Source organism: Streptomyces sp. NPDC047014 (assembly GCF_040644195.1).
GTDB lineage: Bacteria > Actinomycetota > Actinomycetes > Streptomycetales > Streptomycetaceae > Streptomyces.
Genome location: NZ_JBEYVX010000121.1, coordinates 1 through 14,537 on the forward strand (window position 1 = coordinate 1; position 14,537 = coordinate 14,537).

The 14,537-nt window shown below is 71.1% G+C and carries 17 protein-coding genes; 8 read left to right on the forward strand and 9 right to left on the reverse strand.

The window, feature by feature from the left end; all coding sequences use genetic code 11:
* Positions 1-230: 230 nt before the first annotated feature.
* Entirely contained in the window at positions 231-1,049 is an 819-nt protein-coding gene (locus tag ABZ873_RS31965) for a pentapeptide repeat-containing protein (protein WP_360879599.1), read from the reverse strand.
* Between the two features lie 56 nt (positions 1,050-1,105).
* Between ABZ873_RS31965 and ABZ873_RS31970 the strand changes: the two genes are divergently transcribed.
* The 4 genes from ABZ873_RS31970 (at position 1,106) to ABZ873_RS31985 (ending at position 4,876) form a co-directional block, all read left to right on the forward strand.
* The gene (locus ABZ873_RS31970) at positions 1,106-1,714 is read left to right on the forward strand and encodes a LysE family transporter (protein ID WP_360879601.1); all 609 of its coding nucleotides are present in this window, start codon (positions 1,106-1,108) and stop codon (positions 1,712-1,714) included.
* 85 nt (positions 1,715-1,799) lie between these two features.
* Positions 1,800-2,603: a thioesterase family protein gene (locus tag ABZ873_RS31975; RefSeq protein WP_360879604.1), complete on the forward strand. Its 804-nt coding sequence runs from the start codon at positions 1,800-1,802 to the stop codon at positions 2,601-2,603.
* 332 nt (positions 2,604-2,935) lie between these two features.
* A complete protein-coding gene (locus ABZ873_RS31980; protein ID WP_360879640.1) occupies positions 2,936-3,943 on the forward strand; it encodes a bifunctional lytic transglycosylase/C40 family peptidase in 1,008 nt (335 codons plus the stop codon).
* 204 nt (positions 3,944-4,147) lie between these two features.
* On the forward strand, positions 4,148-4,876 hold the full coding sequence (locus ABZ873_RS31985; protein WP_360879607.1) for a phosphatase PAP2 family protein: 729 nt from the start codon (positions 4,148-4,150) through the stop codon (positions 4,874-4,876).
* A gap of 190 nt (positions 4,877-5,066) precedes the next feature.
* Here the strand turns inward: ABZ873_RS31985 and ABZ873_RS31990 are convergent, their stop codons facing one another.
* Positions 5,067-5,285, reverse strand: coding sequence for a hypothetical protein (locus tag ABZ873_RS31990; protein WP_360879610.1), 219 nt, complete (start codon positions 5,283-5,285; stop codon positions 5,067-5,069).
* 88 nt (positions 5,286-5,373) lie between these two features.
* Entirely contained in the window at positions 5,374-5,559 is a 186-nt protein-coding gene (locus ABZ873_RS31995) for a hypothetical protein (protein ID WP_360879643.1), read from the reverse strand.
* A 176-nt stretch (positions 5,560-5,735) separates the two neighbouring features.
* Between ABZ873_RS31995 and ABZ873_RS32000 the strand changes: the two genes are divergently transcribed.
* Positions 5,736-6,581 (forward strand): hypothetical protein, encoded by an 846-nt coding sequence (locus ABZ873_RS32000; protein WP_360879613.1) that lies wholly within the window; start codon positions 5,736-5,738, stop codon positions 6,579-6,581.
* Positions 6,582-6,756: 175 nt separating this feature from the next.
* A complete protein-coding gene (locus tag ABZ873_RS32005; RefSeq protein WP_327419582.1) occupies positions 6,757-6,912 on the forward strand; it encodes a hypothetical protein in 156 nt (51 codons plus the stop codon).
* Positions 6,913-6,978: 66 nt separating this feature from the next.
* Here ABZ873_RS32005 and ABZ873_RS32010 read toward each other — a convergent pair whose 3' ends face one another.
* The gene (locus ABZ873_RS32010; protein ID WP_360879616.1) at positions 6,979-7,341 is read right to left on the reverse strand and encodes a metal-sensitive transcriptional regulator; all 363 of its coding nucleotides are present in this window, start codon (positions 7,339-7,341) and stop codon (positions 6,979-6,981) included.
* A 195-nt stretch (positions 7,342-7,536) separates the two neighbouring features.
* Here ABZ873_RS32010 and ABZ873_RS32015 point away from each other — a divergent pair, with 195 nt between their 5' ends.
* Both ABZ873_RS32015 and ABZ873_RS32020 read left to right on the forward strand, forming a co-directional pair.
* A complete protein-coding gene (locus ABZ873_RS32015; protein WP_360879619.1) occupies positions 7,537-8,157 on the forward strand; it encodes a DUF47 family protein in 621 nt (206 codons plus the stop codon).
* 5 nt (positions 8,158-8,162) lie between these two features.
* The gene (locus ABZ873_RS32020; RefSeq protein WP_360879622.1) at positions 8,163-9,161 is read left to right on the forward strand and encodes an inorganic phosphate transporter; all 999 of its coding nucleotides are present in this window, start codon (positions 8,163-8,165) and stop codon (positions 9,159-9,161) included.
* 133 nt (positions 9,162-9,294) lie between these two features.
* Here ABZ873_RS32020 and pstB read toward each other — a convergent pair whose 3' ends face one another.
* The 5 genes from pstB to ABZ873_RS32045 form a co-directional block, all read right to left on the reverse strand.
* Entirely contained in the window at positions 9,295-10,071 is a 777-nt protein-coding gene (pstB, locus tag ABZ873_RS32025) for a phosphate ABC transporter ATP-binding protein PstB (RefSeq protein ID WP_360879625.1), read from the reverse strand.
* 28 nt (positions 10,072-10,099) lie between these two features.
* Positions 10,100-11,182: a phosphate ABC transporter permease PstA gene (pstA, locus tag ABZ873_RS32030; protein WP_360879628.1), complete on the reverse strand. Its 1,083-nt coding sequence runs from the start codon at positions 11,180-11,182 to the stop codon at positions 10,100-10,102.
* A complete protein-coding gene (gene pstC, locus ABZ873_RS32035) occupies positions 11,182-12,171 on the reverse strand; it encodes a phosphate ABC transporter permease subunit PstC (protein WP_360879631.1) in 990 nt (329 codons plus the stop codon). Before pstC ends, pstA begins: the two co-directional genes overlap by 1 nt.
* Positions 12,172-12,300: 129 nt before the next feature.
* On the reverse strand, positions 12,301-13,437 hold the full coding sequence (gene pstS / locus ABZ873_RS32040) for a phosphate ABC transporter substrate-binding protein PstS (RefSeq protein WP_360879634.1): 1,137 nt from the start codon (positions 13,435-13,437) through the stop codon (positions 12,301-12,303).
* A 253-nt stretch (positions 13,438-13,690) separates the two neighbouring features.
* A partial coding sequence (locus ABZ873_RS32045) for a CHAD domain-containing protein (protein ID WP_360879637.1) occupies positions 13,691-14,537 on the reverse strand: 847 nt, incomplete at its 5' end.

Here is a 14,537-nt window from a genome sequence, read left to right on the forward strand (position 1 = left end):
GGGCGCCGGTGGGGGGGCGCTGCCCCCGGGCCCCCGCGCCTCAATCGCCGGCGGGGCTTGGTTGGGGCTCCGCCCCTTGCCCCCGCGCCTCAAACGCCGGCGGGGCTGGGTGTGGCGGGGCTGGGTGTGGCGGGGCTTGGTGTGGCCGGGCTGGGATTGGGGCTCCGCCTCTGGCCCCCGCGCCTCAAACGCCGGCGGGGCTGGAGGTGGCGGGGCTTGGTGTGGCCGGGCTAGAGCCAGTGGGTGGGGTGGGTGAGGGTGGGGGGGATTTTGGTTTGGGGGGTGCCTTGGGCTGCGTTCAGTTGGGGCTGGGTGAGGAAGAGGGCGTCGCGGAGGTCCGCGTTGCGGAGGTTGGTGTCGCGGAGGTCCGCGCCGATCAGGTCCGCCGTGCGGAGGTCGGCGCCGGAGAGGTCCGCGGCGATGAGGTAGGCGCCGCGGAGGTTGGCGCCGCGGAGGTTCGCGCCCTTGAGGCGGGCTCCCATCAGGTCGGCGCCCCGGTGGTTCTTCTTGCGGCCCGGGACTTGTGAGCGGATGAGCTCGCTCGTTTCGAGGAGGAGGGTGTTGATCCGGTGGCGGAGGGGGGTGATGTCCAGGGTCGCGAGGGCCCTGGCGTCCGCGCGGGTCCAGCGCTCCGTGTCGGCCAGGGCGCGGCGGAGGTCCGCGTGGAGGGGGGCCGCGGCGGGGAGGGTGAGGGCCTGGTCCACGTAGAAGAGGAGTTCGTGGAGCTGGCGCATCACCGGGAAGACCTCGAACATCTCGCCGCGGGTCTCCGGGTGTGCGCGCCAGTCGCGGCCCTCGAAGGTGACCTGGGAGACCTGCTGGCCCGCGCCGAAGCAGTCGAAGACGGTGCAGCCCGGGAAGCCGCGGTCGCGCAGCCGGGTGTGGATGCCGCAGCGGAAGTCCTGCTGGAGGTTGGTGCAGGGGGTTCCGGCGGGCTTGTTCACGGCGAAGTCGGTGGACTTCGCGAAGGGCAGGGCGACGCAGCAGAGCGCGAAGCAGTTCGCGCAGTCTGCCTGGAGTACGGGGAGGGGGACAGGGGTGGCGGGCACGTTTTTATTGTGGCTGGTGGGTTCCGGGGCGGGGGGACGGGGGTGAACATCGGCGTATGACAGAAGTGATCGCAGTCGCCGTTATTACGTTGCTCGCCGTCATCAGCCCGGGGGCCGATTTTGCCATGGTGGTGCGGAACAGCTATCTCTACGGGCGGCCCACCGGGCTGTTCGCCGCCGCCGGGGTCGCGGCGGGGGTGCTGGTGCACGTCTCGTACACGATGCTCGGGGTCGGTCTGCTGATCGCGTCCTCGACCGCGCTGTTCACCGTGATCAAGCTGGCGGGCGCCGCCTACCTGGTGTGGATCGGGATACGGACCTTCCGCGCGCGGGCGGAGGTGACCGTGGACCTGGAGTCCAGGCCGGAGCTGAGCCGGCTGGGGGCGATGCGCTCCGGGTTCCTGACCAATGTGCTCAATCCGAAGACCACGCTGTTCGTGGTGTCCACCTTCACGCAGGTGGTGGACCCGGGCACGCCGCTGTGGCAGCAGGCGGGCTATGGGCTGTTCATGTCGGCGGCGCACCTGGGCTGGTTCGGGGCGGTCGCGGTGTTCTTCTCGGTGTCGAGCCTGCGCGAGCGGATGCTGCGCGCGCAGAAGACCCTGAACCGGGCCATCGGGTCGGTGCTGGTGGGGCTGGGGGTGGGCCTCGGCTTCGCCCGCTGACCCCCCCGCTGAGCCCCCGTTGAGCTCCCGCCCGGCCTCGCGGAGGGGGCTGGTGCGGCTGATTACCGGTCGGTAGCGTTGCGGTATGGACGCAGCCGACGCAGCCGAGGGGTTCTTCGAACGGATCGGGGAGACCCGGTTCCGGGCCACCGCGTGCACGCGCGGGCCCTGGGATCCGGGGGCGCAGCACGCCGGACCGCCCGCCGCGCTGCTCGGGCGGGCCGTCGAGGAGCGGCCGGGGGCGCGCGGGGACATGCGGGTCGCCCGGATCACGTACGAGATCCTGCGGCCGGTGCGGATCGGGGAGCTGGAGATCACCACCTCCGTGCTGCGCGCGGGGCGCGGTACGGAGGTGGTCGAGGCGGCGCTCACCCCGGCGGGGGCCTCCGCGCCGGTCATGCTGGCGCGGGCCCTGCGGATCCGGGTCGCGGAGGAGGGCGTGCCCGCGGTGGCGGGCGGGCCGGAGCTGCCGCCGCCGGGGGAGGTGGCGCAGACGCCGTTCTTTCCCGTGCCGTGGGAGACGGGCTACCACTCGGCCATGGAGACCCGCTTCACCGAGGGCGCGTTCGTCGAGCGCGGGCCCGGGACCTGCTGGATGCGGATGCGGGTGCCGCTGATCGCGGGGGAGGAGACCCGGCCGCTGGACCGGGTGCTGATCGCCGCGGACTCCGGCAACGGCATCAGCGCGGTGATGGACTTCGGCCGGTACGTCTTCGTCAACAGCGACCTGACCGTCCATCTGCACCGCCACCCGGTGGGCGAGTGGGCGTGCGTGGAGGCCCGTACGAGTGTGGACGCGGCCGGGATCGGCCTGGCGGACGCGCGGCTGCACGACGAGAAGGGCCCGATCGGGCGGGGCGTGCAGAGCCTGTACGTCGCTCCCCGGTAAGTCCTGCCGCTAGCCGCCCCGATAGTCGTACCGGAAGCCGCTCACCGTCCCGGAAACCGGCTCCTCGCCATCCCCGAAGCCGTCCCTCCAGCCGTCCCGGAGGCCCCCGCCCGGCTGCCCGGCGCGCGGGCCGTGCGCCCTTCCGCCGGGGGCGGGGACTGGACGGGGTCCCGCATGCCGCCGAGGATGGCCTGAGAGCCGCGTGAGCCGTGTGCGAGGGGCCGGAGTTGCCTGTTCCGGCTTCCAAGTGGGGTAGTAGGACATGCGACACGGCGGAATCGCACGTCCAAGTGACAGGAATGGGGGAGGGTTGACGGGTGCGCAGATTCTGGATGGCCGGCGGTATCGGTATCGGGTTGTGCCTGACCTTCGTCCTGCTCCTCGTCGTGGGGACGTACTCGGCCGCGGCCGGCCTCGTCGGGGCCGGTGCCTCGGGCGGGCGGGTGGCGCTGGTGAAGGGGGCCGTGCCCGCCAAGTACCAGGGACTGGTGGAGAAGTGGGGCAATCTCTGCCCCGCCATCAACCCGGCGCTGCTCGCGGCGCAGCTGTACTCCGAGAGCGGCTGGAACCCGAACGCGGTCAGTCCGGCGGACGCGCGCGGTATCGCGCAGTTCATCCCCGGCACCTGGGCCGGGCACGGCATCGACGGGGACCGGGACGGTGACCGGGACATCTGGGACCCGAACGACGCGATCCCGTCGGCGGCTTCGTACGACTGCGAGCTGGCCAAGGACGTGGCGAGCGTGCCCGGCGACGCGGCGTCGAACATGCTGGCCGCCTACAACGCCGGGGCCTACGCGGTCATCAAGTACGGGGGCGTGCCGCCGTACAAGGAGACCCAGGGGTACGTGAAGACGATCACGACGCTGGCGAAGAGCTTCGCGCGGCCCGTCGGCCGGGTGGCGCCCTCGCAACAGGCGGCCGGGGCCATCTACTTCGCGCAGAAGCAGCTGGGCACGCCGTATCTGTGGGGCGGTAACGGTACGCCGGACCAGGACGGGCGCTTCGACTGCTCGGGGCTGACCAAGGCCGCGTACGAGACGGTGGGGATCACGCTGCCGCGCGTGGCCAACGACCAGTACAACGCGGGCTCGCACCCCTCGCGCGGGGAACTGCTTCCCGGTGATCTGGTCTTCTTCTCCGATGATTTGACGAATTCCCGGGAGATCCGGCACGTCGGTCTGTACGTCGGCGGCGGGTACATGATCAACGCCCCGTACACCGGCGCGGTCATCCGCTTCGACAAGATCGACACCCCGGACTACTTCGGTGCGACACGCGTGACCAGGGACGGGGCGGAGGCGCTTCCGGAGCGCGCGGCCGCCGCTCGGACGCCTTAGTAACTCCCTGTGAGGCAAAGGCCCTGAGCTGCGATGACGAGTCACTCTTCGATAACGTTGCAGTGATCATTCGGTGGAGAGTGGAACCTGCTTGGCAGAACGCGCGTTCCCTGAGCGCGAGAGCTGGTCAAGTGGAGGCCGGACGGGCGCACACCGGGGTGCGCCGGCAGGGGAACGACGGCAAGGGCAAGGGGCCGCATCACCATGGCTGGACTCACAACAGGTGGGCCGAACGTGGATGTCAGCCTGCTGTACGAGGTCAACGGCGCGGCCCGGCACGCCCCGGAGTGGGCGGACACGGCCGTGGGCCTGGCCGGTGAGTACGGGATCCTGCTCGCCCTGGTGCTGCTGGTCCTGTGGTGCTGGCGCGGTGCGCGCCGGCAGGACGAGACCGCGGCCGTCGAATCCTTCGCCGCGCTGGTGTGGGCTCCCCTGGCGGCCGGGCTGGCGCTGCTGGTGAACGTACCGCTGCGGGAATTCGTCGGCAGGGAGCGGCCGTTCCGGCAGCACGACGGGCTCACGGTGCTCGACCCGGGCTTCGTGCCGGGGCTGGGGAACGCGGAGTTCTCCTTCGTCAGCGGGCACACCACCCTCGCGATGGCGCTGGGCGTCGGCCTGTTCATCGTCGGCCGGAAGGCCGGCCTGATCGGGATCGGGCTGGCCCTGCTCCAGGGGCTCTGCCGGGTCTACATGGGCGTGAACTACCCGACCGACGTGATCGGCGGCCTCGCGCTCGGCACCGCCGTGGTGCTGCTGCTCGCGCCGCTCGCGATGGCGCTGCTGACCCCGGTGGTGCGGGCCGTGGCGCGCTCCCCGCGCGCCCGCCGCCTCGTACGGGCCGGGGGCCGGGCCCTGCCGCGGCCCGTCGGCCTCGCGCAGCCGCAGACCCCGCCGGCGGGGCAGGGCGCGTACGACAAGGACCTGGCGGCCTGAGGCCGGGGCGTACGGGGCTCCGCGCGCGGGATCGCGTGTACGGGGCTGATCGCCCGTACGGGGCTCCTCGTACGGGCTCAGGGCCCCGCCCAGGCGTTCCACACCGCCAGCAGCACCGCCGTCAGCAGGCACAGCCCGGCCGCCCCGAAGCAGAGCCGGACCGCGCGGGGCCGGGGGCGGGGCCGGGGCATCAGGGCTCGCCCGCGTCGGTGTCGGCCCCGCGGCGGTAGCGGGAGCGCAGCCACCAGCCGGTGGCCGCGGCCGCGGCGGTGGTGAGGCCGATGGCCAGGGCCACGTCGGCCGGGCCGTCCGCCGAGCCCACGGGCCTGGCCCAGGCCGCGGCGGCCGGGGTGAACGCGATGAGCAGGGCCCAGAGGAGGGCCGCGAGGCGGGCTGCGGATCCTGGCATGAGACCAGGGCATCCGCTCGGCCCGGCCCCTGCCAGCCGGGCCGTCCGAACGGGCGAGGCCCCCCGCCCCGGGAATCCCCGGAGGCCCCTACCGCGCCTGTCTGTCCGCGTCCGCCCGGTGGCGGGCGGCGTCCTTGCGGGCCAGGTCGCGGGAGCGGCGGGCCGGGCCCTTCCAGCCGCAGGAGCACAGGGCCAGGCAGAACGAGCCGCGCTCGGCGGTGGACGGGATGTGGGCGGGCTGCGGTGGCGACGGCGGCTGGGGCTGCTGCGGCACAGAGGCGAGCGGAGCGGCCGGGGTCGCGTCGGTGTGCGGTTCCACGCGTCCACGGTACCCGGGCGGGCGGCGCGCCGGGAGGCCGCGCCCCCGTGACGGGAAACCCGGGACCTCGTTAAACGGAGCGGGTGGGGGCCTCGGGCAAGCAGCGGTCATGCGTTGGGGGTTGGCAGGCGATGGTGGGTCACCGGCAGAGGCTGCCGCGCGGGCGTGCGGGTGAGGCGGCGCTCGCCGCGGGCCTCGTCCTGGCGGTCACGGCACTGAGCGGATGCGCGGGCGTCGGCGTCAGCGACGACCGGGCCGCGGCGGACACCGTGGAGGATCCCGCGGCCGTGGTCCGCGGGGCCGCCGACACGCTGGCCGGGACGGGCAGCGCCCGGGCCCGTACGGCGATGGAGATGGCCACGGGCGGGACCAGGGTCACGATCCGCGGTGAGGGCGGCGTCGACTTCCGCAGGCGGATGGGGCAGCTGCTGGTGATGCTGCCGGCCGATGTGAAGGGCGAGGAGGAGCACCGGCCCATCACCGAGCTGCTGGTGCCCGGCGCGCTGTACATGAAGAACCGCGGCGCGGGTGTGCCCGCCGACAAGTGGGTGCGTGTGGACACGACCACCCTCGCCGACGGGAACCTGGTCACGGGCGGGGCCACCGATCCGCTGGTCGCCGCCGAGCTGCTGCGGGGCGCGCAGGAGGTGACGTACGTGGGGGAGACCGATCTGGCGGGCACCACCGTGCGGCACTACCGGGGGGTCACGGACATCGAGCGGGCCTCGAAGGTCGCCTCGCCGGAGGTGCGGGGAGCGCTCGCCGCGGCGGCGAAAGGGTTCAGCAAGGACACCGTGCCCTTCGACGCCTATCTGGACGAGGAGGGGCGGCTGCGGAAGGTCCGGCACCGCTTCACCTATGTCAACAATGGCGTGATCGATGTCTCCTCGACCACGCTGCTGTACGGCTTCGGGACGCCGGTGACCGTCGTATTGCCCGCAAGCAGGGACATCTACGCGGGGAAGATCGCCGACTAGCCGTGCGGGCCGGGGAGGGGCGGCGCGATCGGGCCATGGCCGGGTATCCGGAAATGGTCCATCCGTGTCATGCGGCGGGAGGGGCGGCCTCCCTACGCTGAGAAGCCGGGCGCCGGCATGTGGTGCGGCACGACCGAGGACGGCCGGTGGCCGGTGGCAGATTGAGGTGACACGCGTGACTCCCGCAGGCGGTACGACGGTGCAGGACCACGTGGCGCTCGCCGAGATCGAGCTGTGCGGTGAGCTGATCATCGCCGCGTCGGCGGCGGTGGAGGAGCGGCTCAGCCAGGACCGGATCGACGAGGTGCTGATGGGCATCTGGTCCGGCTGAGACTCGGGCTGGGACTCGGGCTGGGACTCCGGCCGAGGACTCCGCTCACCGCCCGGGCCCCACGGATCAGGTGCGCAGCAGGCGGGCGATGGCCTTGGTGGCCTCCTCGACCTTGGCGTCGATCTCGGTCCCGCCCTTGACCGCGGCGTCCGCGACGCAGTGGCGCAGGTGCTCCTCCAGCAGCTGGAGCGCGAAGGACTGGAGCGCCTTGGTGCTGGCGGAGACCTGGGTGAGTATGTCGATGCAGTAGACGTCCTCGTCGACGAGGCGCTGGAGGCCGCGGATCTGGCCCTCGATCCGGCGCAGCCGCTTGAGGTGCTCGTCCTTCTGGTGGTGGTAGCCATGGACGGGCGCGCCCTCGGGGGAGGTGCCCGGGGTGGCCGCCGTACCGGACGCGGCTCCGGGGCCCTCCGCCTCGATGGTCGTCATAGGTCCTCCCGTGGTCCGGACGAGGGGGATCGATACCCCTCCTGGGTATAGGGTACCGGGCTGGTGCCCGCGGGGCAGGGGCCCGTGGTCCTCACTCTGCCTGATGGAGGACACTGGTGAACGGCCGGTTAGCCGTGGCCGGGGGATGCGCCTAGCATCAGCCTGACCGAATCCGATGCACCCCGAGGACCTCACGTGCGATTTCGTCTGACCCCCAGGGAGACGAGCTTCTACGACATGTTCGCCGCATCCGCGGACAACATCGTCACGGGCTCCAAGCTCCTGATGGAACTACTCGGAGCGGACATGTCCGCCCGGGTCGAGATCGCGGAACGGATGCGGGCGGCGGAGCACGCGGGGGACGACGCGACCCACGCGATCTTCCACCAGCTGAACTCCTCCTTCATCACGCCGTTCGACCGCGAGGACATCTACTCCCTGGCGTCGTCCCTGGACGACATCATGGACTTCATGGAGGAGGCCGTCGACCTGGTCGTCCTCTACAACGTCGAAGAGCTCCCCAAGGGCGTCGAGCAGCAGATCGAGGTGCTGGCGCGCGCGGCGGAGCTGACCGCGGAGGCCATGCCGCACCTGCGGACGATGGACAACCTCACCGAGTACTGGATCGAGGTCAACCGGCTGGAGAACCAGGCGGACCAGATCCACCGCAAGCTGCTCGCGCACCTCTTCAACGGCAAGTACGACGCCATCGAGGTGCTGAAGCTCAAGCAGATCGTCGACGTGCTCGAAGAGGCGGCCGACGCGTTCGAGCACGTCGCGAACACGGTGGAGACCATCGCGGTCAAGGAGTCCTGAACCTCGTGGACACCTTCGCTCTGGTCGTGACCATCGGTGTCGCGCTCGGTTTCACATATACGAACGGTTTCCACGACTCGGCGAACGCGATCGCGACCTCGGTCTCGACGCGGGCGCTGACCCCGCGCGCCGCCCTCGCGATGGCCGCGGTGATGAACCTCGCCGGTGCCTTCCTGGGCAGCGGCGTGGCGAAGACGGTCAGTGAGGGCCTGATCGAGACGCCGCACGGCAGCACGGGGATGTGGATCCTCTTCGCCGCGCTGATCGGCGCGATCGTCTGGAACCTGATCACCTGGTACTTCGGTCTGCCGTCGTCCTCCTCGCACGCGCTGTTCGGCGGCATGGTGGGCGCGGCGCTGGCCGGCGGGACCGAGGTGATCTGGTCGGGTGTGGTCGACAAGGTCGTCATCCCGATGTTCGTCTCGCCCGTGGTGGGTCTCGTCGTCGGTTATCTGGTGATGGTGGTCATCCTGTGGATGTTCCGCCGGACCAATCCGCACAAGGCCAAGCGCGGCTTCCGTATCGCGCAGACCGTCTCGGCGGCGGCCATGGCGCTCGGGCACGGGCTCCAGGACGCGCAGAAGACCATGGGCATCGTGGTGATGGCGCTCGTCATCGCAGATGTCCAGTCCGCCGGGGACGCGATCCCGGTCTGGGTCAAGATCGCGTGCGCTGTGATGCTCTCGCTGGGCACGTACGCGGGCGGCTGGCGCATCATGCGCACCCTCGGCCGCAAGATCATCGAGCTGGACCCGCCGCAGGGCTTCGCGGCGGAGACCACCGGTGCCTCGATCATGTTCGGCTCGGCCTTCATCTTCCACGCGCCGATCTCCACCACCCACGTGATCACCTCCGCGATCATGGGTGTGGGGGCGACGAAGCGGGTGAACGCGGTCCGCTGGGGTGTCGCCAAGAACATCATCCTGGGCTGGTTCATCACCATGCCGGCCGCGGCGCTGGTCGCGGCGCTCAGCTTCTGGGTCGTGCACCTGGCCTTCGGCTAGGCCGTCCCCCCGGCTCGTCCGGGAAGGAAAGCGGGCCGGCTCCCCCCACCCAGGGGGAGCCGGCCCTCTTTTCTTTTCTTCCGTCCCGCGGTGGCACCGCCATGCAGCACCGCGGGACGTCTCGCACATCTCTTTAGCCGAAGCGGCCGGAGATGTAGTCCTCGGTCGCCTGCACGGACGGGTTGGAGAAGATCCGGTCCGTGTCGTCGATCTCGATGAGCTTGCCGGGCTGGCCGACGGCCGCCAGGTTGAAGAAGGCGGTGCGGTCCGAGACGCGGGCCGCCTGCTGCATGTTGTGCGTCACGATGACGATCGTGAACTGCTCCTTGAGCTCCCCGATCAGGTCCTCGATGGCCAGGGTGGAGATCGGGTCGAGGGCGGAGCAGGGCTCGTCCATCAGCAGGACCTCGGGCTCGACCGCGATGGCGCGGGCGATGCACAGGCGCTGCTGCTGGCCGCCGGAGAGGCCGGAGCCCGGCTTGTTCAGGCGGTCCTTGACCTCGTTCCAGAGGTTGGCGCCCTTGAGGGAGCGCTCCACGATGTCACCGAGCTGGGACTTCTTGACGTTGCCGTTCAGCCGCAGGCCCGCCGCCACGTTGTCGAAGATCGACATGGTGGGGAAGGGGTTGGGGCGCTGGAAGACCATGCCGACGGTGCGGCGCACCGCGACCGGGTCGACGCCGGCGCCGTAGAGGTTCTCGTCGTCCAGCAGGACCTTGCCCTCGACGCGGCCGCCGGGGGTGACCTCGTGCATGCGGTTGAGGGTGCGCAGGAAGGTGGACTTGCCGCAGCCGGAGGGGCCGATGAAGGCGGTCACCGAGCGCGGTTCCACGGTCATCGAGATGTCGTCGATGGCCTTGTGGGTGCCGTAGAAGGCGGACAGTCCGCTGACGTCGATTCGCTTCGCCATGGTGGTCACTTCGCTTTCATTGGTCGCGTCAGCGACCGGTCTTCGGGGCCTTCCAGCGGGCGATGCCGCGGGCCACCAGATTGAGGATCATGACGAAGGCGATCAGGACGAGCGCCGCTGCCCAGGCCCGGTCGTAGGAGGCTTCACTGCCGACCTTGTACTGCTCCCAGATGTAGAGGGGGAGCGAGGACTGGGCGCCTTCGAAGGGGTTGCCGTTGATCAGCTGGGAGCCGAAGACCAGCAGCATGATCGGGGCGGTCTCGCCGGCGATGCGGGCGACGGCCAGCATCAGGCCGGTGGAGATGCCGCCGATGGCGGTGGGGAGCACGACCTTGAGGATCACGCGCCACTTCGGCACACCGAGGGCCAGGGCGGCCTCGCGCAGCTCGTTCGGGACGAGCTTGAGCATCTCCTCGGTGGAGCGGACCACGACCGGCATCATCAGGATCGACAGGGCCATCGCGCCGGCGAAGCCGGAGGGGCCGAAGCCGAGCATCAGGTTCCAGGTCGTCAGGATGAACAGGCCCGCGACGATGGAGGGGATGCCCGTCATGACGTCGACGAAGAAGGTGACGGCCTTCGCGAGGCGGCCCTTGCCGTACTCGACGAGGTACACGGCGGTCAGCAGGCCGATGGGGGCCGCGATCAGCGTGGCGAGGGCGACCTGCTCCAGGGTGCCGAGCAGGGCGTGGTAGACGCCGCCGCCCGCCTCGAAGCTGGTCACGCCGTTCATCGAGTGGGACAGGAAGTCGCCGTCGAGCACCTTGAGGCCGCGGCTGACGGTGGTCCAGATCAGCGAGAGCAGCGGGATGACCGCGAGGACGAAGCAGACCCAGACGAGGGAGGTCGCGACGCGGTCCTTGGCCTGGCGGCGGTTCTCGACCACCGCGCTGGAGGCGTAGGTGACGAGGACGAACAGCAGCGCCGCGATCAGGCCCCACTGGATCTTGCTCTGGAGGCCGAGGACCAGGCCGGTGCCGATGCCGAGCGCCACGGAGAGGACGGCGATGCCGGCGGGCGCCCAGCGGGGCAGGCCCCCGCGGGTGAGGCCGGAGGAGGCGTGGGACCTCGGGGCCCGGGTGGGCCGCTGGTCCTGGAGTGCGTGGCTCATCAGGCGTTCGCCCCCGAGAAGTCCTTGCGGCGGGCGATGATCAGCCGGGCCGCGCCGTTGACCAGCAGGGTGAGCAGGAAGAGGACCAGGCCGGATGCGATCAGCGCGTCCCGGCCGAACTCGTTGGCCTCGTCGAACTTCGCGGCGATGTTCTGCGCGAAGGTGCCGCCGCCCGGGTCGAGGATGTGCAGCGAGATGAGGAAGCTCGGGGAGAGGACGGTCGCGACGGCCATGGTCTCGCCGAGGGCGCGGCCGAGGCCGAGCATGGAGGCGGAGATGACGCCGGAGCGGCCGAAGGGCAGCACCGACATGCGGATGACCTCCCAGCGGGTCGCGCCGAGGGCCAGGGCGGCCTCCTCGTTCATGCGCGGGACCTGGAGGAAGACCTCGCGGCTGACGCTGGTCACGATCGGCAGGATCATGATCGCGAGCAGGATGCCGACGGTGAAGAGCGAGCGGGCGACGCTGACCTGGGTCTTGTCGAAGACGTACGTCCATCCCAGGTACTGGTCGAGCCAGAGGTTCAGCCCGTTCAGCTGCGGCACGAGGAAGAGCGCGCCCCAGATGCCGTAGATGATCGACGGTACGGCGGCCAGCAGGTCGACCACGTAGGCCAGGGGCGCCGCCAGCTTGCGCGGGGCGTAGTGCGAGATGAACAGAGCGATGCCGACGGCGATCGGGACGGCGATGGCCATCGCGATGATCGAGCTGACGACGGTGCCGAAGAGGAGGACGGCGATGCCGAAGACAGGGGGGTTGGCCGACGCGTTCCAGTCGAAGGTGGTGAGGAAGTTGCCCTCGTTCTTCGACAGGGCTATCGAGGCCCGGTAGGTGAGGAAGACGGCGATCGACGCCATGATCACCAGGAGCAGGATGCCGGATCCCTTGGAGAGCCCGGCGAAGATCTTGTCACCGGCGCGGCCGGTGGACCTTGCGCTCGCGGAGACAGGCGGAGGCGTGTCCAGCTGGGTGGGTGTGGTGGAAGCCATGGTCTTTCCGGTCTGTGTGGGGAGCGAGCCCCCTGGCGGCGGTGCACCGGATGTCCCCCCGGGTGGAGGGGGAGGGTCCCGGGGTGCCGGCTGCCCGGACGGGGGCGGCCGGCACCTCGGGGGGTGGGACTAGCCCAGCGAGTTGACGACCTCGCGGACCTTGGCGTTGATCTCGGCAGGGATCGGCGCGTAGCCGTTCTCCAGGAGGATTTTCTGGCCGGCGTCCGAGGCGGTGTAGTTCAGGAAGGACTTCACGGTCGGCAGGGTCTCGGGCTTGTTGCCCTTGTCGCAGACGACCTCGTAGGTGACCAGGACGATCGGGTAGGCACCCTCGGCCTTGGTGGTGTAGTCGAGCTTGAGGGCCAGGTCGGAGCCGGTGCCGGCGATCTTGGCGGCGGCGATGGCCTTGGAGGCGTTCTCGCCGGTGGCCTTGACCGGGGCCGCGGCGCCCGTGTTCAGGTCGACCGTCTTGATGTTCTGCGAGGTGGCGTACGAGAGCTCGAAGTAGCCGATGGAGCCGTCGACCTGCTTGACCTGGGTCGCGACACCGGAGGAGCCGGAGGCGCCGAGGCCGCCCGGGGCGGGCCACTTCTTCGCGGCCTCGTGCGGCCACGCGTCACCGGCGGTGGCCTTGAGGTACTTGCCCAGGTTCTCGGTGGTGCCCGAGTCCTCGGAGCGGTGGAAGTGCTGGATGGCGGTGGAGGGGAGCGTGACGCCGGGGTTCAGCTTCTTGATCGCCTCGTCGTCCCACTTCTTGATCTTGTCGTTGAAGATGTTGGCGATCGTGGGGGCGTCGAGGTTCAGCTTGTCCACGCCGGCGATGTTGAAGCCGAGCGCGATCGGGCCGCCGACCATCGGCAGGTCGATGCCCTGGCCGCCGGTGCAGATCTTCTTGGACTCCTCGACCTGCTCCGGCTTCAGCGCCGAGTCGGAGCCGGCGAAGCCCACGGTGCCCTGGTTGAAGGCGACGATGCCCTCACCGGAGGAGGAGGACTTGTAGTTCACCTCGACGCCGGAGCAGGCGGCCATGTAGTTCTTCACCCACAGGTCGACCGCGTTCTTCTGCGCGGAGGAGCCGGAGGCGAGCAGCTTGCCCTTGGCGCCTTCGCACTTGATGTCGCCCGCGGCGGCGGCGGAGGGCTTCGTGGTGCCGTCACCGGTCTTGCTGTTGTCGTCCGAGCCGCACGCCGTGAGGACCAGGGCGCCGGACACGACGAGCGCCCCGAGGGCGGAGGCACGAAGCATGCTCTTGCGCTGAAGCTTCACTTTCGGGTGTTCCTTCCAGAAGCCGCCGGCCGCTTTCTGTATCGGGGCGGCGTGCGAGAGGACGAAGAGGACTGCGTTCCGTTGCGCGGGGAACCGCTCGGCGCTGCGGGCGGTTCTCTCCGTGCACGACTGAAATTAGGCAGAACAGGTGAAGCAGCCGACCGGCCCGAGTGAACGGACGGTGAACCGTGGCGGACGACCCGGTGCGTTCCGGCCGTTCCGCATGCGGCTGTCATCATCCGTCACCCCGCCGTTATCCCGATGTGACCGCCGGCTCCCGGAGCCAGACCCGGTGGAAGTCGAGCCGGGCCGCCTCGACCTCGTGGCGCTGGTCGGCGTGCAGGACACCGAGGGCGTAGGCCGTGGCCGGGGCGATGCGCGGGGTGCGGGCGGCCGTGGCGGAGGCGGCCGCGGCCTCGGCGGCGTCCCGGTGGCGGTCCAGGGCGCGGCTCGCGGCCGCGGGGCGGGTGACGTCCTCGCCGAGGGCCTCCCGCGCGTACCGGTGGACCCGCAGCAGGCGGCGTACCTCGTTCCAGCGGCCGTCGTGGTCCGCGTCGTACGGGCTCGGGGCGCTCTCGCGGCCGCCGGCCGGGGGCAGCGCGGTGACCGCGGCCGACAGTCGGGTTTCGGCCACCTCCGCGAGGGGGAGCAGGACGTCCGCCACCCGGCCCCGGGCCGCGACGGCGTCGAGCGGGACTTCCGAGGCGAGCACCGCCACCGCGTCGGCCACCGCGTGGAAGCGGGAGGAGCCGAGCGCCTGGAGGGTGGCCGAGTGGGCCCGCGTACGCGCCAGGGTCAGCTGGCGCTCCAGCAGCGCCCCCGCGCGGGCCGAGCCCACCGTGAGCGCGCCGGCGGCGCCGCCGCGCGGGGCCGGGACCTCCGGTGAGCCCGACAGCCGGTGCAGGGCGTCCATGAGCCGGGTCAGCCGGGCGGCGTACGCGTGCTCGTCGGCCAGGGTCGACGACAGCCACACCAGCTCGGTGCGCAGCCGGTCCGCCCAGGCCGGCTCGGTCACCGTACGGAAGGTGGCGAGGGAGCCGCTGATGCGGCGCGCGGCCCCCCGCAGGCCGCGCGCCGGGACGGTCGATTTCAGCCGCTGG